Source organism: Anabaenopsis sp. NIES-4685 (genome assembly GCF_059725405.1).
This window is the reverse complement of sequence record NZ_AP043602.1, coordinates 2,996,070-3,020,559: the sequence shown is the minus strand read 5'-3', so window position 1 is coordinate 3,020,559 and position 24,490 is coordinate 2,996,070. Positions and strand designations below refer to the sequence as shown.

Genomic DNA, 24,490 nt, shown 5'->3' with positions numbered 1-24,490 from the left:
ATTCGATTTAATATTCGCCCCGGCATAATCAAAAGTTGGTACTCAGAGGATGTTTGATAAGTTTTCAACAGGTAATTTTTATTTTAGGGAACAGGGAACACACCGAACAGGGAATGGGGAATGGGGAATGGGGAACCGAAACAATAAAATCCAGTCCCCTCCCCTTACAAGGCTATCCATTACCCACATCTTTCTTAACATTGCTGGAAGGCAAACACAATAAAGGTTGTAGAGATGTGCATAGTGGGGAGGATTGACAAAAAAGAATAAGTATGGACATTGAGAAAACCCAACAGGTGATTGAGTTTTTGAATACAGGGGCGAGGGGCTACCCCTCCGCCATAGGCGATCGCTAAATATCAAGATGAGATGGGGAATCGGAGTGAAGTAATTGCCAAGTAGCAGCAATATCGTGTAAGCGTCGTAGCCCACGCCAAATGGTTTTCACACCCGGTTCACCATCACCTTTGCGACCCAAAAAACCACCAAGAGTGGCAATCATTCGCACAGCATCATGCAAAGAAGGTGGCTGGTCTGGAGGAATAGGATTTTTGTTGATAGTGGCACATAAGGACTGCCATTCACTGTTTTCCAAAACAACATCACAAGGTAAATCAGGATGAACTCGTGCTTGATAAGTAAGCCATAACAATCGCCAAGCGACAATAGTATAAGTGGCTAGTGCCATGTGAATTCGGTCAGCAGTTTCCAGTTGTAATTTCTCGATGCCACAGCCACTTTTTAATGTGTAATGATAACGTTCTATCAACCAACGGTAAGTGTACCATTGAACACAACATGCAGCATCTTCTAGACTGTTAATTTCTAAGCTAGTAATTAATAACCAACTAATGGGATTTGTTCCTGGAGGTGGATTTTCCTCTTCTGCCAAAATTACTTGTAACCTGACAGGTTTTAGCTGTAAACGTCCAATATGGTGTAATGGTACTTGAATATCAAAACTCGTGAACCTAATTGTCAGTCTCGCCTGTCTGGAACTATGTTCTGGAGACCGTTTGACTTCTACAGTCACTGTTCCAGATGCTTCGATTTGACGAATGGCAAGATGTAGATATTTGCCACAATGGTCTACTTTACGATTATGAGTCCCACGAATTAGTAAGTGTGATTTTTCTCGACGTTGCTGGCTAAAAAGGTCAAATATATCCGCTTCTGAGTCACATATTGTTATTACTTCAATTTCTGAGGGAATCAAATTTTGTGTAGTCTGCAACCCATCCAACCAACGTTGACTTTCTTTTTCTTTTGTCTCTCGTTGACGACGTTTTTTAGCAATACCTAAATTCTCTTGTTCTCTTGCCCATACTTGCTGCTCAATAATTCCTAACGGTACTCCATTACTTGTGGCTGCAAGTGTTGAATGTACTTTTAATCCTGATGATTTTCTGTGGTCAAGATAACCTACTCCTTTTGTGGCTGGGTGCGATGTCAAATCTATGTTTGTTGTATCTTGTATTGCCAATACTATCTCATGTTTTTTGATTCTTTCTATGGTGCTGGCTGTGTGGGCAGCACGAATATCACTTGCTTGAAAATGTGGTGATTTCCAAAAATTATATGCCGCCTTTGTTGCTGCTATATTTCCACAAGCAAGTGGTACACTACTATCTGGTTGTGCTGCTAAATCTTCTACTATCCTGATTAACCGCTTGTTTCGACGTGCATCCCCTAAGTTTACCTGTGCCAATTCTTTCGCTGCCCACTTTTCCATGATGCCATTACCCACTCTCCTCTTTCAAAACTATAGCCATCAAGGCTTTCACTGTGATGTTAAGTCTTTTGTTTAATTGTTAAGAAAAATGTGGGTAATGCATAGCCTTACAAGGGGAGGGTTAGGGAGGGGTCAAACAATAGTTGATACACTAATCATGACTTGACAAAGATCCTCTAATTAATATTTGAAACTTGCCAATTTATCAGGAGGAAATGCGCCATTTTCAGTAATGATGGCTGTAATTAATTCAGCTGGGGTAACATCAAAAGCCGGATTGTAGAAATCAACAGCCCCTGGTGTCAATATAGTATCGCCAACTTGGTATATTTCCCCTGGGTGACGTTCCTCGATGGGAATTTTACTACCATCGGGTAAACTAAAATCCACAGTAGACAAGGGAGCCGCAACAAAGAAAGGTATATGATGAGCCTTAGCAGCGATCGCCACACTATAAGTACCAATTTTATTAGCAGTATCACCATTAGCAGCAATGCGGTCTGCACCCACCACCACAGCATGAATTAAACCCCGTTGCATACAATGGGCAGCCATACTATCAGTAATTACCGTAACTGGAATACCTTCTTGAACACATTCCCAAGCCGTAAGTTTTGCCCCTTGGAGACGGGGGCGAGTTTCGTCAGCAAAGACACGTTCTAATCGTCCCGACTTCCAAGCAGAACGCACAACACCCAATGCAGTACCATAGCCAGCAGTAGCTAACGCCCCCGCATTACAGTGAGTGAGAATTGTCAGCTTTTGTGGGGTTGGGGGTAATGCGGCCAAACCATGGTCACCAATAGCGTGACAGGTTTGTAAATCTTCAGCATGAATAGCTTGGGCTGTTTCCCAGAGCTTTTGTGTAATTTCTGTGACAGTTCCTAGAGTTTCATAAGCAGTTTTCATCATGCGGCTAATAGCCCAAAATAAATTAACTGCTGTGGGGCGTGTAGAACGCAACAAATCGGCGACCTTTTCTAAGCGTTCTAAAAACTCGTGGTGATTTTGGTTCTCAATTTCTCTTACGCCAAGATAGATCCCATAGGCGGCCGCGACACCAATAGCTGGCGCACCGCGAACAATCATAGTTTTAATCGCCTGCGCCATGTCTTCACTGCGGTGAATTTGGACGACAGTATACTCATTAGGGAGGCGAGTTTGGTCAATTAGGGAAACGGAATTATTCTGCCAAATAACGGGGTAAAGCATGGGAGAAGATTAAGAAGATGGTGGGGATGTATAAGCCTGGTGCCTATTGGGGAAAATAAGCGATAATCATGGCTACTTGGGGTTGATTACGAGCGATGACTTCTGGTGCATAACCCAGAAGTGAAAATAGTTGACTTTTTTGCTCAACAGTCCCATTTAACACCAATAGGTCGTTAGTTTTGAGTAATCGAGAGACTTGACGCACAAAATTACCACGCACCTTTTGAATTGGTGTGTCTGGAGGTGCTGGAATATCTGGAGGTTGTACAGTGGTTTCTCGTACTGATTCCACTTGTAATAGTTGTAGCGATGCTTTGAGTTCCGTGGCTAGGGCTTTGGCTAATTGGATATTTGCCCCAAAAGAAGTCGCGTAAGTTTGTTGGGTGGTGAAGGCTAAAAATACTCGCCTTGTATGCTCAATTGGTAATGGAAACCGAGTTACTAGAACTGGTACTGAACTGCGATTAACAATCTTGTCAATGACACCGCCAAATAAATTTTCTTGATAAGTTGAGTAACCCTTCCAACCGCAAATAATCACACTAGCTTGTTGTTCTTCTGCGACACGAGCAATACCTTTATCAATTGATTCATCAATGCGACCAATGGTGGTAACCTTGGTAACAGCAGCATGGGCAATCATTTCGGCAGTGGATAATAATTGATTTTGTCTAGTCTTATCCTCTGGGGAAATGATGGAATTTTTCTCTAGTAAAATATGTAGGGGTAACAAAGTCCCTTTTGCAGATTTTGCGAGAATAATTGCCAACTGGAGCAAATTATCCTCAGTGCTGGGGTTAGCAACTGGGACTAAAACGCGATCGCCTATGTTGAGGTTGTTGGCTTTTTGACTAGTGAGTTCTCCCTGGTGAAGTTTTTGTCCCCACTGTGCTGTAATCCAAGGAGAAGCAACACAGGTAACTAAAATCATGGCGATGGTGCCATTCACAGTTAACTGGTCAACCAAATCGATTTTATAAGCAACGGTAATAGCCGCGAGAGTGGAAGCAGCTTGAGCCACAGACAGCCCAAACATTACCATAATATTGTCAAAATTCATTCCAAATAACTTACCAGCACCCCAAGCCGGAATGAACTTGACAATAATGGCCACAGTCACCATGACAGCTGATACTAGCAGCGATCGCGGCTCTTGAATGAGAATCCGGGGATTTACCAACATCCCCACAGAAATCAGGAAAAATGGCACAAACAGGGTATTACCGATAAATTGAATCCGATTCATTAGGGGGCTGAGGTGAGGTATTAGTTGAGTAATAGCAACCCCTGCTAAAAAAGCCCCAATAATTGGCTCAATTTGGACTAATTCTGCTCCGTAGGAAACCACAAACAAAGTAGCTAAAACAAAGGTAAACTCTGCTCCTTCGTCGTGTCCAAAGCGCTGAAAAAACCAGCGTCCCACACGGGGAAGTCCCCAAAGTGTGAGAAAAGTGTAGGTAATCAGTGAGGGAATTAGGAATAGCCAGAAACCCAGGGTTAAATTACCTTCATGTGCCCTCACCACCACCGCCAATACTAAAAGTGCCAGAATATTGGTGATTAAAGTCCCCCCCAGAGTGGTAGTCATTACCTGCGATCGCATAATACCCAGTTTGCTTGCGATAGGTAATGCTAGAAGAGTATGAGAAGCGAAACATGATGCCACAAGAATACTTGGCAATAAATCGTAGCCGATGGACATCATGGCAGCAGCACCTAAAATCATAGGTACTAGAAAGGTAGCTAATCCAAAGATAACCGCCTTATCAGCGTTGTATTTCATGTCATCCAGGCTAGTTTCCAGACCTGCCATGAACATGAGAAATAATAAACCTACTGTACCCAGTAGTATAATTGTGTTATCTCGTGCCAACAATCCCAGGCCATTGGGACCGACTACAACCCCAGCCAAAATTAACCCCACAATGCCAGGTAGTCGAATTTTCTCAAATAACAGGGGAGCGATGAGCATAATCCCCAAAATCATCAGAAATACCGGTACTGGGTCTTTGATGGGTGTTGATATCAGGGTAGTCATTAATAAATTATTCATATCCTGCCCTAGGGTTGCGATAGCGCGATCGCTGCTGCAAGCAGATCGCATCTGGATTTTACATCACTTACGCAAAATACCCGTCAAACTCTCATTTCTCCGTTTCTTCTGTGCTTGTGGTGGTTTATTCTTCGGTGACTTTTGCGTAAGTTCTATTTTAGAAGGTCAGTAGCTACTATCTGATTGATGTCAGTCCCAATACAGAATCAAGATGCGAAAAAAAGGTGAGTTATCCTCACCTGATTAATTAATCAATGCAGTTAGTTTTGATCATGTCATGTTGATTAACCGGAGATGATATCAGTCCCTATCGCCCTAGATAACATTAGATGCTTGCTTTTGAAAGAAAGCAGCCATAACTCTTTCAGTTATTTGACGACTAGTTAAACCTAATTCGGCCTTAGATTCTTCCGGTGTGGCATGGTCTACTAAAATATCGGGTACACCAATACGCTTGACAGGAACCACAACATCGGAATCTAGTAGTGCTTCGGCCACAGCAGAACCAAAACCACCCATAACACAGCCTTCCTCCAACGTAACAACGCGGCCGATTTGCTTGGCCAGGGGTACAATTAATTCTGTATCCAAGGGCTTGACAAAACGGGCATTGATTACAGTTGCCTCGATGCCATGTTCACTGAGCATTTGGGCTACTTGCATACTAGGATGTACCATGGTGCCGTAGCCGATAATTAAAACATCATCGCCGTGACGAAGGATTTCCCCTTTACCGATATCTAAAGGTTCCCAGCCTTCTTCCATGAGGGGAACACCGTAGCCGTTACCACGGGGATAGCGCATGGCAATTGGTCCACTGGTGTAGTTAATACCAGTTACCATCATGCGTTGTAGTTCCGCTTCGTCCTTAGGTGCCATCATCACCATATTAGGAATACAGCGCAGATAGGCAATATCATACATACCTTGGTGGGTAGGTCGATCGGCACCGACAATTCCCGCCCTGTCTAAACAGAAGAACACAGGCAAGTTTTGAATACAAACATCATGAATGATCTGGTCGTAAGCCCGCTGGAGGAAAGTTGAGTAAATGGCTGCCACAGGGCGCATTCCTTCACTGGCTAAACCGGCGCATAGGGTAACGGCGTGTTGTTCAGCGATACCCACATCGATATATTGATTGGGTAGTTTAGCCTGGAGTTTATCTAAACCCGTTCCCGTAGCCATTGCAGCTGTAACCCCAATAACTTTGGGGTTTTGTTCCGCGAGTTTAACTAATGTGTGGGAAAAGACTTTGGCATAGGAGGGAGGTTTGGGCTTGGTAGAGGGAATAGCTTTCCCTGTGGTCAGGTTAAATGGACTTTGGGCATGGTAGCCTACTTGGTCTTTTTCGGCGATTTCATAGCCTTTGCCTTTAACGGTAATCACATGCACCAAAACCGGCCCTGTCATTTCATGGGCTTGGTGGAAGGTAGCAATTAGTTCCTCTAGGTTGTGGCCATCCACTGGTCCAATATAAGTAAAACCTAGTTCTTCAAAGACTGCGCCTACCTTGGGAACTGCTAAACGCTTCATTCCTTCTTTGATGCGTCCGAGTTCGGGAGATAAAGATTCACCAACAAAGGGAATCTGTTTAAACTGTTCCTCAAAATTATCTGTGATAAACTGCACCGGTGGACTGAGGCGCATTTTATTCAGGTAACGGGGAATTGCTCCGACGTTGGGAGAGATGGACATCTCATTGTCGTTGAGAACAACTAGCAGTTTAGTTTTAGGTAGGTGTCCTGCATGGTTGATGGCTTCTAAAGCCATTCCTCCAGTTAAAGCACCATCACCAATTACGGCTACTGATTTAAATTTTTCTCCTTTCAATTCTGCCGCTAAAGCCATACCCAGTGCGGCGGAAATACTGGTAGAAGCGTGTCCAGCACCAAAGTGATCAAATTTGCTCTCACACCGCTTGAGATAGCCTGCAATGCCATCTTTCTGTCTGAGGGTATGAAAGTTGTTGTATCTTCCGGTAATTAGTTTATGGGGATAAGCTTGATGTCCTACATCCCAAATGACTTTATCCCGATCCAAGTCCAGTGTCTGGTAAAGTCCTAGTGTTAACTCTACAACTCCTAAACCAGGCCCAGATGTTCCCCACTTGTTGCTACGGTTTGTAGGTGCTTGTCTCGGATCTGGCGGGCGATTTGTTGCAATTGCCGGATTGACAAACCATGCAACTGGTTAGGATGGGTGATTTCACTCAGATGCATATTATGGGGTGTTCCTCTCTAAACTCTACTTCTATCATTTTTTAATTTTCCCACGGTGGGGATGTCTCTGGAATGATTTAGTCACAATTATTCCCCATCGTCATTTTTCTGCAGGTGGGATCACGTCGGGTGTGAGTGACATTTCTAGTTGTGGTTGCTGTCTTTGTAAATATTGACTCAATACATACGCCATATCTCCACGGGTCATAGGCCGTAATGGTAAGATGTTATTTTGGTCGTCTGTGTTGATCAATCCTTCGGTAACTACTGTGGCGATCGCTTTCCTAGCCCATACTGGAATTGATTCTGCATCTGGATGCTGATCAAGTATTTCATTTACGATGTCGTCACCAAACTGAAATACACCATAAGCTTGGGCAAAAATCGCTAAGGCCTCTGCCCTGGTCACCCTTTGATTAGGGAAAAATAAATTACCCCGATATCCTTTCATAATATCGGTTTTAAGCACTGTCTGAATGTCCTTAAATGCCCAATGGGAAGGGGGAACATCTGGGACATTTTGAGCCTCTTGTATTTTAACGGTTTCCCTTTGATCTAAGTTAAATACTTTCACTAAAATTGCTGCCAATTCCGCCCGACTGATCATCCTTTCTGGATAAAATTTGCCATCTGGTGAATTGGCCATTAACTTAGCTGCAATCACTTGTTGAATTGCTGGGGATGGCAAGTTATCACTAGGTTCTACCGCTCTAGCTACGCTTAATGTTAAGTTGTGTAGTAGTAATACTAAGGAAAGAGTAGCTAGCAAGTTTCGCTGATTTCTCATGATGTTAATTGGGCTATTCTGCATCTATAAATAGCTGAGAGCATCACCTGGCTGGGTGAGTCTCAAAATGTTCACTGCGGTTGGTTGACGCATTTTCAATTGATTAAGTTGCCATGATTTTCAGTCAATAACTAGTCGGGTGGTTTTAGTCAATCAATCATTTTGTACTAAGGTATATGTACGATTTTGCTAATTACAATTTCATCAAACTTGACCTGGTTTTGATTAATTTAGTCACTAGTCATTACTGCTTGAGGGTGCCTACGCTAGCAGTGGATACTGAGAATTTAACCCTGAATGTCCGAAAGGATAAGTAAGTAACCATTGCAACAAATCACCAAGTAATTGTACTGTGAATTAACTGTGAGACCCAAACCAAATAAATATTATAACCTGTGGTCTATAAATCATGTGGCTTGCGGAAATGATGGGGAATTTTGCCTGAGTGAATTGGGAATTGACTAGGATGTAGTATAGTCGGCCGTGATAGACCATTTAGTCAATATTTCAGGAGTTTTGGGATGAGTGCAACAGCAGACCCCGTGAAGTTGATGAAGCAAGAAGTTGGCAAGGCGGCCGCCGCCCTGGTAAAATCAGGCTCGATTGTCGGTTTGGGTACAGGGTCAACCACAGCTTATACAATTCAGTTTTTAGGCGATCGCCTCAAATCTGGTGAACTTAAAGATATTGTGGGTATTCCTACCTCTTTTCAATCAGAAGTCCTAGCCAAAGAATACGGCGTACCTCTGACCACCTTAGATGCTGTTGACCATATTGATATTGCCATTGATGGGGCTGATGAAGTAGACCCCGACAAAAATTTAATTAAAGGCGGTGGTGCAGCCCATACCCGCGAGAAGGTAGTGGACTACCTGGCAAATCAATTTATCGTTGTAGTAGATGCTGGTAAATTAGTAACCCGCTTGGGTTCTTCTTTCGCCGTACCGGTAGAAGTTATACCGATGGCTATTACCCCTGTTACCAACGCCATTAAAAAACTCGGTGGTAAACCTGAACTCCGCATGGGTGTAAAAAAGGCAGGACCGGTCATTACAGACCAAGGTAATATGGTATTAGATGTCAGGTTTGATTCTATTGATGACCCTGTTGCCTTAGAAAAAACACTGAATAATATTCCTGGTGTCTTGGAAAATGGGATCTTTGTCAACTGTGCAGATGTAGTTTTAGTGGGCGAAGTTAAAGACGGTCAGCCTTTAGTACGACAACTTTAAGGCTAACATGGGGAGTCGGGGAGATAATTACCTCTTCCCCATGTCCTCCGGGTTAATTACTTAATATAAATTACACATTTACTTACGCTTCCTGAGCATAAAGCAACCTGGTAAAATCAGGTAATGACAAAACTGATATCCTCGGTAATTCCTCCTTGCACTTGGAGTCGTCCCATCGGTTTGGGTTGGGAGAAGCCCTATACCGTCCGTTATGCTAGTAATATTGATGATGGACCATGGCACGGTATGCCTTTGGGTGGCTTTGGTGCGGGTTGTATCGGACGATCTTCACGAGGAGACTTTAATCTGTGGCATATTGACGGCGGTGAACATACGTTTCAAAATATCCCCGGTTGTCAATTTAGTGTGTTTGAGTCCGATGGTAAATTTTCTCAAGCTTACGCTTTGGCTACAGAAGCACCAGAAAATTCTAGTCTCCCAGGGTGGAAATGGTATCCAGCATCCACACAGACACAGGAAACAGGAACTTATCACGCCCTATATCCCCGGAGTTGGTTTGTCTACGAAAATGTATTTCAAGCCGAGTTAACCTGTGAGCAGTTTTCCCCAATTTGGGCAGAGAATTATCAAGAAACTAGCTACCCTGTAGCAATTTTTCATTGGAATGCTCATAATCCCACAAATGCACCTATAACTTTAAGTATTATGCTCACGTGGGAAAATATGGTGGGCTGGTTTACTAATGCGCTGAAGTCTCCAGAAGTGAGAATACGGGATGATGGTAGTCCGGTTTATGCATATCAGCCACTTTTAGGTAAGAGTCAAGGTAATTACAATTTTATAGCAGAAAACACAGAATATTTCAGTTGTATTTGTAGCCAAGTAAGTGGTGATGATTCAGTAGGAGAAGGTGATGGGAGTTGGTGTATTGCGACCATTAAACATCCCATGGTAGAAGTATTTTACCATACTCGCTGGGATCCGGCGGGGACGGGGGAAGATGTATGGCAAAGCTTTACTGTAGATGGTTCTTTGCCTAATTATCAAGATACAACTCCTGCATTAGAAAATACACAAATAGGGGTAGCGATCGCAGTGCGGTTTACTCTGCAACCAGGAGAAAGTTTAGCAATTCCCTTTGTTGTGTCTTGGGACTTTCCGGTAACAGAATTTGCAGCGGGGATTAACTATTACCGCAGATATACAGATTTTTTTGGTCGGAGTGGTAATCATGCTGGGGCGATCGCCTCTACAGCCCTGACAGAATATCAAACCTGGTATAAAAAAATTCAAGCCTGGCAACAGCCAATTATTGACCGCCAAGACCTACCAGACTGGTTGAAAATGGCTCTATTTAATGAGCTATATGACCTAACCAGCGGCGGAACTCTGTGGAGTGCAGCTTCAGAACTTGACCCCATGGGTCAGTTTGCGGTGCTGGAGTGCTTAGACTATCGCTGGTATGAAAGTCTAGATGTGCGCTTGTATGGCTCCTTTGGGCTATTAGTCCTGTTTCCTGAACTAGAAAAATCAGTGATGCGAGCATTTGCTAGAGCAATTCCCCATAGTGATACTCATCAGCGGGTGATCGGGTATTATTATACCATTGGAGCAGAGGAAACAACCGCATCTCGCAAAGTGGCCGGGGCAACACCCCATGATTTGGGCGCACCTAATGAACACGTGTGGGAGAAAACTAATTATACCTGTTATCAAGACTGTAATCTGTGGAAGGATTTGGGTAGTGATTTTGTCTTACAAGTATACCGGGATTTTTTGCTCACAGGTGCTGAGGATGTGCAGTTTTTAGTAGATTGTTGGGAGGGAATTGTGCAGACCCTCGACTATCTCAAGGCTTTTGATTTCGATGGTGATGGGATTCCGGAAAATTCTGGCGCACCTGACCAAACTTTTGATGATTGGCGTTTGCAAGGTGTGAGTGCTTATTGTGGGGGTCTGTGGTTGGCGGCTTTGGAGGCGGCGATCGCTATTTGTGATATTTTATTAAACAACCACAGAGGTACAGAGCAAACAGAGGAGCTCAGAGCTAGGTATCAGCTTTGGTTAACCCAGTCCATGTCCTGTATATCAAGAAAAACTTTGGAATGGTAAGTATTTTAGGTTAGATAGTCAGAGCGGTTCGGATGTGGTGATGGCTGACCAGTTGTGTGGACAGTTTTATGCACGTTTATTAGGATTGCCAGACATTGTACCATGCGATCGCGCTTTATCTGCCTTACAAACTGTTTATGAGGCTTGCTTCCTGAAATTCGGTCATGGTGAATTTGGTGCTGCTAATGGTGTTCTTCCTGACGGTTCACCAGAAAACCCCAATGCTACCCATCCCCTGGAAGTTTGGACAGGAATTAACTTTGGTCTGGCGGCTTTTCTCGTCCAAATGGGGATGCAGGATGAAGCTTTGAAGTTAACAGGTGCTGTGGTAAGGCAAATTTACCAGAATGGCTTACAGTTCCGCACCCCTGAAGCTATCACCGCATCTGGTACCTTCCGGGCTAGTACTTATCTGCGGGCTATGGCTATTTGGGCAATTTACCTAGTTATTACTGCCAAAGAACACAGTGATCAATAATACTTATTTGTCAAATATATTAATTAATACCTTGCTATTATTAATAGTATATCATATCAGCCCAACAATTTTACTCCCATGAGTAAAGATTTGTTATTCAATGTGATTAACCGAAGATAGCCTCACAGCCTCAAGTTGTCTTTTCCCGGCTTTACTTAATCGGTAACGAAAAATACATAAAAAAACATACAGATGTTTTACCATCATGGGTTGGATGCTATTCTGTCTCCACCTTAACAAGTCAGTATCTGGAATTTTTGATTTTATTTTCCGGGTATTCCATGAACCAAAAGAACATATAACTAGGGTTAAAAAAGATTTCCCATACTTAGGGATAGCAACTGTTATCTACCAAAATATCAAGAATTAATCAATTTTTAATTCAACCATTTGACACATGGGAATAAATTCCCTATGACCAACTGTTTATCTTCGATCTTGATCTTAGTGCTGAATCCATATCTGTTTATCAAATACCCATGTCAAAAAAATACCAGGAAATCAAATTTACTTAACGACAATGCTCTGAAAACTAGAGCTAAAAAATACATAATTAACTGACCAGGGAAAGCTATTTAAATTAACAGTTATAAGATATAGTCATCCTATTTGACTTGAGAAATTATGAGTGAGGAAAGGGAACATGGAACAGGGAACAGGGAACAGAAATTGTTCATGAATCATTTAGGATTGCTATACAAAAAACTTGAAAACTGTATCTAGTAATATCGGTATTAAGCGATGAACAGACTTTTAGCTTAATGTCAGTTTATCAAAAGCAACATCATGTCAAATGTAGTGGAAATCTCAAGTTAAGGAAGAAGTTTACAGATGGAATCGGTAGATGTTTTTTTAAACTACTATTTAGCTTTTTATAAAATGTCAACTTCTAGAATAAGTAATTTACTTACAGCAACTTTTTATCTTGTTTATGTTCACTGGAAGTGTAAAAACTAAAACTATTATCAATTGCATTACAGTTACCTGTTAACATAACTTTCTTCCCTGAAGTAAATTAAATTAAAATTTGAAATCAAACAAAAAACAATTAATTTAGACTAGTTTCATGAGAGTGGAGTAAAAGCATGAATCAAGATATTTCTGGAATTAGTAAGAACTTCAGTAAACCAATGAATCCTCAACAATTTGATCAAATAGTAGAAGCGATTATTGCTGGTAAGTATTCCTGGGTTTGTGTTTTAATGCTACGTATAGTTGGTTACAATCCTTTACATTACATTCCCTATCGAACCTACAATCGATTACTCAAGGAAAATACCCGTAATCAAAATATAAAAAATGAAAGTTCCAATATTAATCCTTCATCTAGATGTTTAAGTAAAATGAAAGACATTGCTTAACTTGAGGTGCTGCAAAAGCAAACAAGCGAAATTCATGGTAGTGGTTTGGGTAAATACTCACCACTACAAGTTTCATCCTAGGGATGGATACTTGAAATAGAAAAAATAGATCCTGATAAATATATCTTTATCTTGCCGAAGATAGATGCACAGATATAATTTAATTTTTATAATCCGTCCTTGAGTCAAATTTACTTGACACATATTTTAATCTAGAAGTATACAGTATAGATTGAAAAGTCATATTTTATGTCCGCAATTGAATAAATCTGTAAATTTATTCCAGACAAAATTAATTATTAATTTCACTTAAAGATATAATCGATATTGAGTAAAGATTTAACTTTTTTTCTCAAAACCCTTGACTGTATTTAAGAAAATTTCTAAAAGGATAACAGTAGGTTAAGACAAGAGATTGAATAACTGTCACTTTTTTTTATTGGACTTATTTTTCAGATTAATCGAAATCTGCTGATGAGATATTAGCTAATATTAGGCTAGTCTGGGAAGTAGATTTGTATTCACAACCTGACCTTAGCTGCTTCTAGGTTCCATTTTTTTATGGGACAAGTTTACACCACATTTTTGGTAATGGAAAAAAAACCAGTTGAAATGTCTTGAGGTTGATATATCAACCTGTATGGCTAGCATAAAAGCTAACAGTAACATCCTCAAAATAGGAGTTCTAGAAAAACTCCAAATTACTTACCGACGAGCATCAACCAAGATAACTGGTTGAAGTCACTACCAATATCACACCAAGTTATCAGGGTTAGCCAGTGAGTAGTTTACTGGTTTGAGCTATCTTACCAAAAATTGTTGTTTATGAGATGAGACAACAGCTATGCTTGCTTCATATTTTGTCAGGTTTGCTTACTACTACTTAGTAACTATCTATGGTTACGCCACACAAGCTATGGCTCACACCACAAGAGCGCAGCTTTTAACTAAGAATGTGTTGACTGGGAAAAATAGAAAAATTCCGTGATTTATCGGTAGATTTTTGATTAATACTCTGATTTGGAGTCGATGACCATAGTCAAAATTTGTGGGTTTTAACTATTTTTAGAACCCACAATTGGTCACCATAGCATAGTAAAAAACCAAGCATTATACATCAATGAAATAGTTAATTAGCTAGTAATTGCTAATTAATATTGCAGTTATCAAGCCTGATTTATAGAGGTTTGAGTATAGCTGCAAGTGATTAAAATGCCCAACTTTTCAATAAATGATGACTGGTAATAGATATGTCACACTCTGTTAGTCAAAGCGAAACTTGGGAAAACTATAACCTGCAAAACATCCAAGAAGGTAAATTTTTAACTCATTTTCAAAGAAAGGCTTTGCTCAAAAGCTTACAAAGTGATTTACAGTCAGAATATCGGCGGCGCATTGAAATTATGTTGTTAGCAGATGTTGGTAAATCTCAAAGCCAAATCTGTGAAATTATAGGTTGTTCTCAGGAAATGGCGCGCTACTGGATTGGTTTAGCAGAAGCAGGTTTAGCACACAAATGGAATGAGCGACCCATCGGTAGACCTAAAATTGTCAATGCTCAGTATTTGGAGCGCTTGAAAGAATTGGTCATCCATAGCCCTCGTGATTATGGCTATGCATTTACCTATTGGACAGCCCAATGGTTAAGCAAACATTTAGCTAACGAATTTAACATTCAAATTAGCGATCGCCACATTAATCGCTTGCTCAAACAAATGGGACTATCAACCAAACGTAAAACTTCCCACCCACTGGAAACTGAGCAACCCAAGGATGCTGGGATTAAGATTTGCGACTTGCAATGTCACTGGTGAAACTAATTTCCATTGGTCATTAAATCTGATTCAGACCAATAAATAATTCTGTCTTGGAGGTCAGGAAATGACATCAGCGTTTTCCCCAGAATACTTAGCGCAACAACTTATCCAAAGCTTAGGTGAGTCGCTGTCAGAACCAGAAATTGAAAGATGCTTAATTGGCGTAGAAATTGTCCAACCAGCAGTAACCAAGCAATTTTGGCAATCAACAACCGCGCCGAATGGCATATATATCGTCCTTGGGGGTAAGGTCAGACTTTTAGATACCTCGAATAACTTAATTACTACCCTGACAACTGGAGCATCATTTGGCGAACTGACCTTATTTACAGAAGAAGAATTTAGTCCTTATGTGGCTAGAGCTTCTGTGAATTTAAAACTGGCTTATTTTCCCCAAGCCTCATTACAAGAGGCGATTCGCAAACATCCGAGCATTGGCGATCGCCTCAGACAACGTGCCCAACTGTGGGATTTGCTGTTGTTATGTTGCCAAAGCGCCCTAGTTCCTCACAACGGATCTGTAGAAGATATACTCAAAGCCCTAGCTTTATTTGAGCCTCACACTGTAGAAGGGGACTCACTCCCTGTTAAACTCTTCCAAGATACCAAACTTTGGCTATTACATCACGGAGAACTAGAGCATAGTGATGGACGCAGATTAACACCGGGAAATATTTATATACATCCCCAGCAGGAAAATTGGCGCGGGACTCCACCCATCACAATTTACACTCTAAAAAATGCGAGTTGGCAACTAGCATTAGAATTTTGGCCGCAATTGGCTGAGTTATCGCAACAGCGCCAAGAGGTTCTTTTAGAAGCAACTACCCCCAAGAGAACCCCACAATTACCACCAGCAGATCCCACACCGAAAAAAAAGCAAAAACGAGCTTATTTTCCCAGTCCCAGGGTTCAAGTTGGGCATTGGTGGGGACGTTTAAGTAAGCGGTATCCATTCTTTGAACAGCAAAGCGCTGCTGACTGTGGGGCTGCTTGCTTAGTGATGATTAGCCGCTATTGGGGTAAGCGCTTGAGTGTGAATCGACTGCGGGATTTAGCTAACATCAATCGTACCGGTGCTACACTTCGGGGTTTAACAACTGCGGCGGAAAGTATAGGTTTTACTACCCGTCCCGTCAAAGCCAGCTTGGATAAATTAGCACAACAAACCTTACCCGCCATCGCCCATTGGGAAGGCAAACACTATATTGTTGTCTATGAAATCAGCAAAAAGCACGTGATTGTTGGTGACCCCGCCTTTAGTCAACGCACCCTCACCCATGACGAATTTAAGGCTGGTTGGACTGGTTACGCATTGTTATTACAACCTACAGCGCAGCTGAAAGAAACTGAGGAAGACAGTACACAATTCTGGCAGTTGTTTGAATTAGTCAAACCCCATTCTAAAGTGCTGCTAGAAGTCTTTGTAGCTTCGGTATTCATTCAGGTATTTGGACTGGTGACACCGTTATTAACTCAGTTGTTATTGGACCGAGTACTGGTGCAGCGTAGCACTCTGACATTAAACGCAGTGGGGTTTGGGTTGCTGATTTTTGGCTTATTCAGTGTGATGATCAATGGACTGCGGCAATATCTCCTAGATCACACAGCTAACCGCATCAGCGTGGCTTTACTGGTGGGTTTTATTAAACACACCTTCCGCTTACCTTTAGCCTTTTTTGAGTCGCGCTATGTTGGTGATATTATTTCCCGGGTTCAAGAAAACTATAAAATTCAGCGCTTCCTCACCGGAGAGGCTCTGTCTATTACCTTGGATTTGCTGACAGTGTTTATCTACGTGGGGTTGATGTTTTGGTATAGTGCACCCATGGCATTATTGAGTTTAACCATCATTCCACCATTCTTTATTTTGGCACTGGTGGCTACACCTTTCTTTCGCCGCATTAATCGGGAGGCTTTTAATGCTACAGCCAACGAAAATAGTTATCTGATTCAATCTCTTACTGGTATTAGCTCCATTCGCTCAATGGCTATTGAACAAACAGTACGCTGGCATTGGGAAGAGCTATTAAATAATGTGATTAAAAAGACCTTTGCCGGGCAGATAATTAGCAACAAAATGCAGCTTTTTAGCTCTGGGATTGAAACTCTAGTAACTACTGGGTTGCTGTGGTTTGGGGCATGGTTAGTTATTCAAAATGACTTGACAATTGGGCAGTTAGTGGCTTTTAATATGTTATTGGGTAACATCATTCGCCCATTTCAAAGGTTAGTTGTTTTGTGGAATCAGTTCCAGGAAGTTGTTATTTCTAGCGAACGCATTAATGATGTTTTGGAGGCTGCACCGGAAGAGGATTTACAGCATCAACCCCGCCAATTTTTACCGAGGTTACAAGGTCATATTAAGTTTGAAAATGTCACTTTCCGTTATCACCCAGAAAGTGATATTAATGTCCTGGAAAATCTCAGCTTTGAAATCTTACCTGAGCAAACTGTAGCGGTAGTTGGGCGTAGTGGTTCAGGAAAAACAACCCTCACGAAGATGATATTAGGGCTATACCTGCCGACAGATGGCAAAGTATTAATTGATGCCCAAGATGTGACTAGTATTTCTTTACGATCGCTGCGATCGCAAATTGGTGTTGTTGATCAAGATACTTTCTTATTTGGCGGTACAATCCGGGAAAACATCAGTATTGCTCACCCAGAAGCCACCCTAGAGGAAATTATTACAGCCGCAAGTTTAGCCGGAGCGGATGAATTTATCAAACTGCTACCCACTGGTTACGAAACCCAAATTGGTGAAGGTGGGGGGATGCTATCTGGTGGACAACGCCAACGCCTGGCGATCGCCCGGGCTTTACTGGGAAATCCCCGCTTATTACTCTTAGATGAAGCCACAAGCCACCTTGATGCGGAATCTGAGCGAATTATCCAAAATAACCTGAAAACCATCCTCAAAGGGCGCACAAGTCTAATTATTGCCCATCGCCTGTCCACGGTGCGTCATGCTGACCTCATCCTGGTTTTAGATCGTGGCTTACTCGTGGAAAGCGGGACTCACGATGAATTAATTGCTAGAAGAGGTCATTACTTTTATCTCAATGAGCAACAACTGGGAGCAACAGCGCCAACAGCTTAAAAACCTGGGAAACTGCCAATTTAACAGGAGAATTTGTCCACGAAAAATTCTCCTGGACAGTAAACGGTTGAATTACTTATGCCAAACCCATCTCAACATTTATCATCTATACTTGCAAAATCACAGCAAGACTCAGCCCTGAGCTCTAGCTTGGGTGGGGTGAATCACCAGGTTGAAAATTCTAGTGCTGTTGTTGATGATCAGACACAGGTACAAACCCAAGCCAATGATTGGTTTTACGGTACAGAAGAACTGCTGGATGCTTTGCCAAAACTCTGGACACGTTCCCTACTGTACTTTCTGGTGGGATTTACCACTATTATTTTACCTTGGTCGATGCTCACGAAAATTGATGAGACAGGCAGCGCTAGAGGGCGTTTGGAACCCCAAGGAGCGACCTATCAGTTAGGAATTGCAGTTCCGGGAACCGTGAAGGCTGTCAATGTTCACGAAGGCGCTATAGTCAAAGCTGGTCAGGTTTTGCTAGAGTTGGATTCTGAGGTGTTAGAAACAGAATTGCAGCAAAGACAGACACAGTTACAAGGACTGCGCGATCGCCAAGCCCAATTAAAGCTGCTGCAAAACCAATTGATGTTAGCTATTAATATTCAAGAGCAACAAAATCAAGCTCAAGAATTAGAAAAAATGTCTCAAGTCCGTCAGGCGCAGCAAAATCTGGATGCGCGGCGGAGTGTGTATAACTTACAGAAGTTAGAAAGACAGGCTTTAGTTGAGCAGGTTCGCCAAAACATTAATTCTACCCAAACAACTGAAAAGTTAGTTAAGAATCGTTTTGACACAGATTTGACAGAAGTTGCACGCTATCGTCAATTGTTTGACCAGGGTGCAATTCCCCAAATCCAACTTGTGCAACTACAAAAGACAGCAGAAGAAAGCCAACGCTTGCACTTACAAGCACAATCTGATGTTACTTTAGCTCAACTGCGTTTAAAAGAGGAAACCAGCCGCTATCAGGCGACTATGAATCAAGCTGTAGCTGATATTCAGCAAGCAAAACTACGCCTACAAGAACAGCAAGGTAGTTATCAAGGTGTCGTTCAAGCCGGTAAATTAGCACTACTCAGAAGCCAGGAACAACTTAAGGATATGGACGGCCAAATTAGTACCCTGGAAACAGAAATAGCTCAAACCAAGAGCCAAATTCAGTCCTTACAGATTCAACTGCAACAACGAGTAGTGCGATCGCCCATTGATGGTATAGTTTTTCAGTTACCTGTGACTAAACCAGGCCCTGTGGTAGAACCAGGACAAATCATTGCCCATATTGCGCCTCAAGATAGTAAATTGATTCTCAAAGCCCAGATACCCAGCCAACACAGTGGTTTCTTAGAGGAGGGAATGCCAGTGAAAATCAAGTTTGATGCTTATCCCTACCAAGATTATGGCGTGTCCGCAGGGCGTGTGAGTTGGATTGCACCTAACTCCAGGGTTCAGTCTCACAATCAAGGCAATATAGACACTTATGATTTAGATATCACCCTAGATCAACTTTATGTGCAAGCTGCTAACCAGCGCGTTAATTTAACCCCTGGTCAGACCGCCACCGCAGAGGTAGTTATCCGTCAGCGTCGAGTTATTGATTTCATTTTAGATCCGTTTAAAAAATTGCAACAGGGGGGACTAGAACTTTAGTTACAGCAGTTTACAGGTAAATGGGGTACAAATATTGGTGCTAAAACTCTTGTGGGGTGTGCATTCTACCCGCCACTGTGTACGGCGAAAACCAAAAGGGTTTACCCCACACTAACTCTCCCATTATTAAGGGAAGGGGACTAGATTCACCATTTTTACCATGGAATATTACCCCTATTTGTCTAGTCTAAAACCTAGAAAAATAGGGCTTATATCTGTATTATTTAATTTGAATAAAGATGATAAACAATGGTGAATAATTAAAATATTAAAACTACCATCAGATAGAGACAATAAACAATATATTAAGCAAATATGATGAATAAGTTACTGACTAAAAAAGTCAAAATACTCAGGGAAAATTAGTTATTAGTTGGAGGAATTTAGCCATGTCAAATATTTTAGAATTTTCTGCTGAAGACATTATTTACTATATAAAAATGGCTTGCCAAATCCCCGGAATTTTAGAAGCGATCGCTACCCAAAAAATCATTGCTGAAGCCGCCGATAAAGCAGGAATTGAAATTTCTATAGAAGAACTGCAAACAGCAGCAGACGATCTTCGCCTAGCTCACCGACTACTGAAAGCAGAAGACACTTGGGCTTGGTTAAAAAAACATTATCTTTCCCTAGATGACTTGGAAGAAATAGCCAAAATCAACCTTACATCTTCTAAATTAGCCAATCATTTATTTGCAGAGCAAATAGAACCATTTTTTTATGCACACCAATCTAAATATTTTGGCGCAGTAACTTATGAAGTGGTATTAGATGATGAAGATTTAGCCTTAGAACTATTTTATGCACTCAAAGAAGGCGAAATTAGTTTCCAAGAAATTGCTCGTCAATATATCCAAAATCCCGAAACCCGTCGCACTGGTGGTTATCAGGGAATCCGCCGCCGTATTGACTTCAGAGCCGAGATTGCAGCCGCAGTTTTTGCCGCCACTCCCCCCCAAATTCTCAAGCCCATTATTACACCCAAAGGAGTACATATAATCTCAGTTGAAGAAATAATTAAACCAGAGTTAGATGATAACTTGCGGTTGCAAATTATGGGAGAGTTTTTTAGCAATTGGCTACAGCAACAAATAGCCTCGGTGGAAATTGTAGCCAATCTCAAAGAAAATAATCATACTCCAACATCACATCGCCTCCTCAAATCAAGCATACCCAGGTAAGTTGACAGTCAACAAATCCAAACCTACCCCCGAATTACTGTAATATTTCTGCCTTGGGGACTTAGGGTTATTTCGGTGGTGGTTCGGTCACTGATGGGGGGTAAGTCGGGGCGACGGTCAAATATTACTAACCATCCTGTATCTAGATTGAGTCCTGATAAATACTTATCTAGCTGTATCAATCCTTGGGGTAAGGGGTCGGCTTTACCCTGCTTCCATACCTTTAATTCCATCCCTAACACTACATCCCCATAACGCAGACATATATCCATCCTCCCGGAGCCTATGGCGTATTCCCGTTCTAAGCTACCACCACCATTAACTACACGGTGTAAAAATGCCATTAATACTAAGTGGGGCGCAATTTCTGGGTAAGGGGTACTTTTAAATAATGGCTCCCCATGTTGTCGCCAAAAGTCTAAAAAGGTTTCTAACAATATTTGCGGGTTTAATTCCCCTGTGGGTGTTAACCAACTGGGTTGAATCATCGGTAAACTATCTTGAGTTCCCTGGGATAACACCTTGGGGATTACCTCTTGATAAATGGGGTTAGCTACCTTTAACCCACCCTCTTTACTGCGAATCACTAAACCTAAATCTAACAGATAACGGCGATCATCTTCTGGTGTGTTGGGTAATTCTTCCCCAGATAAAATAGGTTCAATAATGGCTTTTACCCTATCCTCTCGCAGTCGTTCTGCTAAACTATCTAGATGGGTGTCTTGCCTTTGAATTAGTATATCTTTAGCTTGATTAATTAAATCTACAGTGATGGGGATATTCACATCTTCTGCTAAATACTCTGTAACTTGACGGGCGATCGCATTGACTAACCAAGGTTGACCCTGGGTTAAATAGTAGGCGTGGTGAATGGCTTCGGGGGTAAAGATTTGCCCTGTGGCTTGGGTATGTTGTTCGTATAAGGTCTTGACATCTATGATTGTTAACGGTTGACTGTTGACAGGTAAGCAGTAGCCGGGGGTTAAAATCCCCAGATAAAAGCTTAAGCAGTCAAGTCAATGGGTAATAGTTAAGAATAGCTTATAATTAGCAAATTAATCATAGTTAATTCAAATCATTAAAACTGCGAAATTTCCCTTTGAGCTTCCCACATATATATATAGGTGACAAAAGAAAACCTCGATTGAGATTTTTGTCTCTTAGCTGTGCTCAGTAACCATATTTATGAGGGAAGTAAAAGCCATGACAGAAAATCCACATAATGATACCTTTGCTAATGCTATTGATACAGGATTTAGCTCTCAAGGAAACAGTTCTCAGAGCTTTAGGGGAGAAATTGGCGATAACTACTTTTTGGCAGATTTAAGAGATGATGTAGATTTTTACAGTTTTGTAGGCGGGGCGGGCGATCGCTTTGCTTGGGAGATAACTGCCGATGGGGTACCTTGGTTTATTGCTAATAATATCTTTGGAACAATTTTATTTGATGAGGATAGCAATATCCTGAAATTCTCAACTCAAGGTAGTGATTCTTTCGCCTTCATATTACCAGATAATGGCACTTATTATCTTGCTGTGTATGGAGGCTCTCCCAATGGAGCAACTTACTTTGATCCTAATCAATTTCCTCGCAACATAACAGCAGTTTCTACGGGTTCTTATACTGCCGAGCTTAGTCTTTTCGATAACTCCCCTAATTTTCCTGTAGCTCAGGCTACGATCCTAGCCATTTATGAACAAAACGGAATACAATCGGAAGGTAACACAGGTAATACCCCATACACCTTCACAGTTACCCGTAGCGGTAATACCACAGGTATCAGCACTGCTAACTGGGCGGTCACCGGTACAGGAACCAACCCCGCCAATGCAGGGGACTTTGGCGCATCCCTCCCCACGGGTACGGTCACCTTTGCAGCCGCGGTAACATCTCAAGTAATTACAGTCAATGTCAGTGGTGACACGGTAGTAGAACCGGATGAAGCCTTTACCGTCACCCTCTCTAACCCCAGTAACGCTACTATTACAACCGCGACAGCTACGGGAACCATTAGGAATGATGATTTAACAAATCCCTCTCAACTAGCGATCGCCCCCACCAACGCCATACAATCAGAAGGGAACACAGGTAATACCCCCTACACCTTCACAGTTACCCGCACAGGGGATACATCCACCACCAGCACTGCTAATTGGGCGGTGACGGGTACGGGAACCAACCCCGCTAATGCAGGGGACTTTGGCGCATCCCTCCCCACGGGTACGGTCACCTTTGCAGCCGGGGTAACATCTCAAGTAATTACAGTCAATGTCAGTGGTGACACGGTAGTAGAACCGGATGAAGCCTTTACCGTCACCCTCTCTAACCCCAGTAACGCTACTATTACAACCGCGACAGCTACGGGAACCATTAGGAATGATGATTTAACAAATCCCTCTCAACTAGCGATCGCCCCCACCAACGCCATACAATCAGAAGGAAACAGCAGTAATACCTCCTTTACCTTCACAGTTACTCGCACAGGGGATACATCCACCACCAGCACTGCTAATTGGGCGGTGACGGGTACGGGAACCAACCCCGCTAATGCAGGGGACTTTGGCGCATCCCTCCCCACGGGTACGGTCACCTTTGCAGCCGGGGTAACATCTCAAGTAATTACAGTTAATGTCAGTGGTGATACGGTATTAGAGCCGGATGAAACCTTTACTGTTACCCTCTCTAACCCCAGTAACGCCACCATTACCACCGCCACAGCTACGGGAACCATTAGGAATGATGATACACCACCGGTGCAGGGCGATCGCCAACAAATTACATCATTAGATAATTTAACTGCTGCTCCTGGTGGTAATGTATCTATTCCCTTATTGTATAAGACCTCCACAGGTGATAATACCCTGACTGGTATTAGTCTGCGGTTGCACTACAATTCTAATGAATTGAGCTTCCAAAATGCAGACAACCTGTTCAATAACAATCTATTCGTTCCAGTAGAAGACCTAGCTGATAGTGGGAACCTAGACAACGACCCCCAAAGCGATCGCTATATCCAATTTGGCTATACTGACTTTGCTGGTAACTGGCCTAACCAAACCCTACCGTTAAAGTTAGCGGATTTCAACTTTACCACCACTGACAACTTTACTGGAACTCAACTTAATCTGACTTCCGATAATTTAGCCCCTGGTTATAGCCTAGAAGCAGACCCGATTTTAGTCAGTAAGCAAGCATGGAATCTGGATATTGACGGGAATGGAGAAATCAAAGCCCTTTCCGATGGCATTATGATAGTACGCCATCTGTTTGGTACTTTCCCCGGTGAGAGATTAACTGAAGGTGCGATCGCTCCTAACGCTACTCGCAACCTAGGAGAAATTCAAGCCTACTTACAACAAGGGGTAGATAACCAATACTTAGATATTGACGGTAATGGAGAAATCAAAGCCCTTTCCGATGGCATTATGATAGTACGCCATCTGTTTGGTACTTTCCCCGGTGAGAGATTAATTGACGGTGCGATCGCCCCTGATGCTACCAGGGATTTAACCCAGATACAAGCACATTTAACTCAGTTTAGCACCGTAATATAGATGACTGTTGACTGTTACTCATATCTCCGAC

The 24,490-nt window shown here is 42.2% G+C and carries 11 protein-coding genes and 4 pseudogenes; 9 read left to right on the top strand and 6 right to left on the bottom strand.

Translation table 11 applies throughout. The features are described from left to right. Positions 1-352: 352 nt before the first annotated feature. From AC6IZ0_RS12985 to AC6IZ0_RS12965, 5 genes and pseudogenes are all read right to left on the bottom strand, one after another. Entirely contained in the window at positions 353-1,732 is a 1,380-nt protein-coding gene (locus AC6IZ0_RS12985; protein ID WP_497723257.1) for an IS4 family transposase, read from the bottom strand. Positions 1,733-1,912: 180 nt separating this feature from the next. Continuing rightward, entirely contained in the window at positions 1,913-2,944 is a 1,032-nt protein-coding gene (gene mtnA / locus AC6IZ0_RS12980) for an S-methyl-5-thioribose-1-phosphate isomerase (RefSeq protein WP_497723256.1), read from the bottom strand. Positions 2,945-2,987: 43 nt separating this feature from the next. Continuing rightward, complete coding sequence (locus tag AC6IZ0_RS12975) at positions 2,988-4,997, bottom strand: cation:proton antiporter domain-containing protein (protein WP_497726056.1); 2,010 nt, start codon at positions 4,995-4,997, stop codon at positions 2,988-2,990. 315 nt (positions 4,998-5,312) lie between these two features. Beyond that, positions 5,313-7,219: pseudogene (gene dxs / locus AC6IZ0_RS12970) on the bottom strand (1-deoxy-D-xylulose-5-phosphate synthase). A 100-nt stretch (positions 7,220-7,319) separates the two neighbouring features. Next, positions 7,320-8,006, bottom strand: a complete 687-nt coding sequence (locus tag AC6IZ0_RS12965) for an S-layer homology domain-containing protein (RefSeq protein ID WP_497723255.1) — start codon at positions 8,004-8,006, stop codon at positions 7,320-7,322. Positions 8,007-8,527: 521 nt separating this feature from the next. Between AC6IZ0_RS12965 and rpiA the strand changes: the two genes are divergently transcribed. The 8 genes and pseudogenes from rpiA (at position 8,528) to AC6IZ0_RS12925 (ending at position 20,904) form a co-directional block, all read left to right on the top strand. After that, positions 8,528-9,238 (top strand): ribose-5-phosphate isomerase RpiA, encoded by a 711-nt coding sequence (gene rpiA / locus AC6IZ0_RS12960; protein WP_497723253.1) that lies wholly within the window; start codon positions 8,528-8,530, stop codon positions 9,236-9,238. Between the two features lie 123 nt (positions 9,239-9,361). Continuing rightward, a pseudogene (locus AC6IZ0_RS12955) lies at positions 9,362-11,789 on the top strand (GH116 family glycosyl hydrolase). A 1,085-nt stretch (positions 11,790-12,874) separates the two neighbouring features. After that, positions 12,875-13,150: a HetP family heterocyst commitment protein gene (locus AC6IZ0_RS12950; RefSeq protein WP_497723252.1), complete on the top strand. Its 276-nt coding sequence runs from the start codon at positions 12,875-12,877 to the stop codon at positions 13,148-13,150. 844 nt (positions 13,151-13,994) lie between these two features. Next, positions 13,995-14,138 (top strand): hypothetical protein, encoded by a 144-nt coding sequence (locus AC6IZ0_RS12945; protein WP_497723251.1) that lies wholly within the window; start codon positions 13,995-13,997, stop codon positions 14,136-14,138. Positions 14,139-14,400: 262 nt separating this feature from the next. Further along, positions 14,401-15,010, top strand: a pseudogene (locus tag AC6IZ0_RS12940) (helix-turn-helix domain-containing protein). A gap of 21 nt (positions 15,011-15,031) precedes the next feature. Then, a complete protein-coding gene (locus tag AC6IZ0_RS12935) occupies positions 15,032-18,070 on the top strand; it encodes a peptidase domain-containing ABC transporter (RefSeq protein WP_497723250.1) in 3,039 nt (1,012 codons plus the stop codon). A 78-nt stretch (positions 18,071-18,148) separates the two neighbouring features. Next, complete coding sequence (locus AC6IZ0_RS12930) at positions 18,149-19,723, top strand: beta-barrel domain-containing protein (protein ID WP_497723249.1); 1,575 nt, start codon at positions 18,149-18,151, stop codon at positions 19,721-19,723. A 389-nt stretch (positions 19,724-20,112) separates the two neighbouring features. Then, the gene (locus AC6IZ0_RS12925; protein WP_497723248.1) at positions 20,113-20,904 is read left to right on the top strand and encodes a peptidylprolyl isomerase; all 792 of its coding nucleotides are present in this window, start codon (positions 20,113-20,115) and stop codon (positions 20,902-20,904) included. A 23-nt stretch (positions 20,905-20,927) separates the two neighbouring features. Here AC6IZ0_RS12925 and AC6IZ0_RS12920 read toward each other — a convergent pair. Continuing rightward, a pseudogene (locus tag AC6IZ0_RS12920) lies at positions 20,928-21,839 on the bottom strand (ATP-binding protein); the annotation flags it as partial. A 268-nt stretch (positions 21,840-22,107) separates the two neighbouring features. Between AC6IZ0_RS12920 and AC6IZ0_RS12915 the strand changes: the two are divergent. Then, entirely contained in the window at positions 22,108-24,459 is a 2,352-nt protein-coding gene (locus tag AC6IZ0_RS12915; RefSeq protein ID WP_497723246.1) for a Calx-beta domain-containing protein, read from the top strand. Positions 24,460-24,490: the final 31 nt, after the last annotated feature.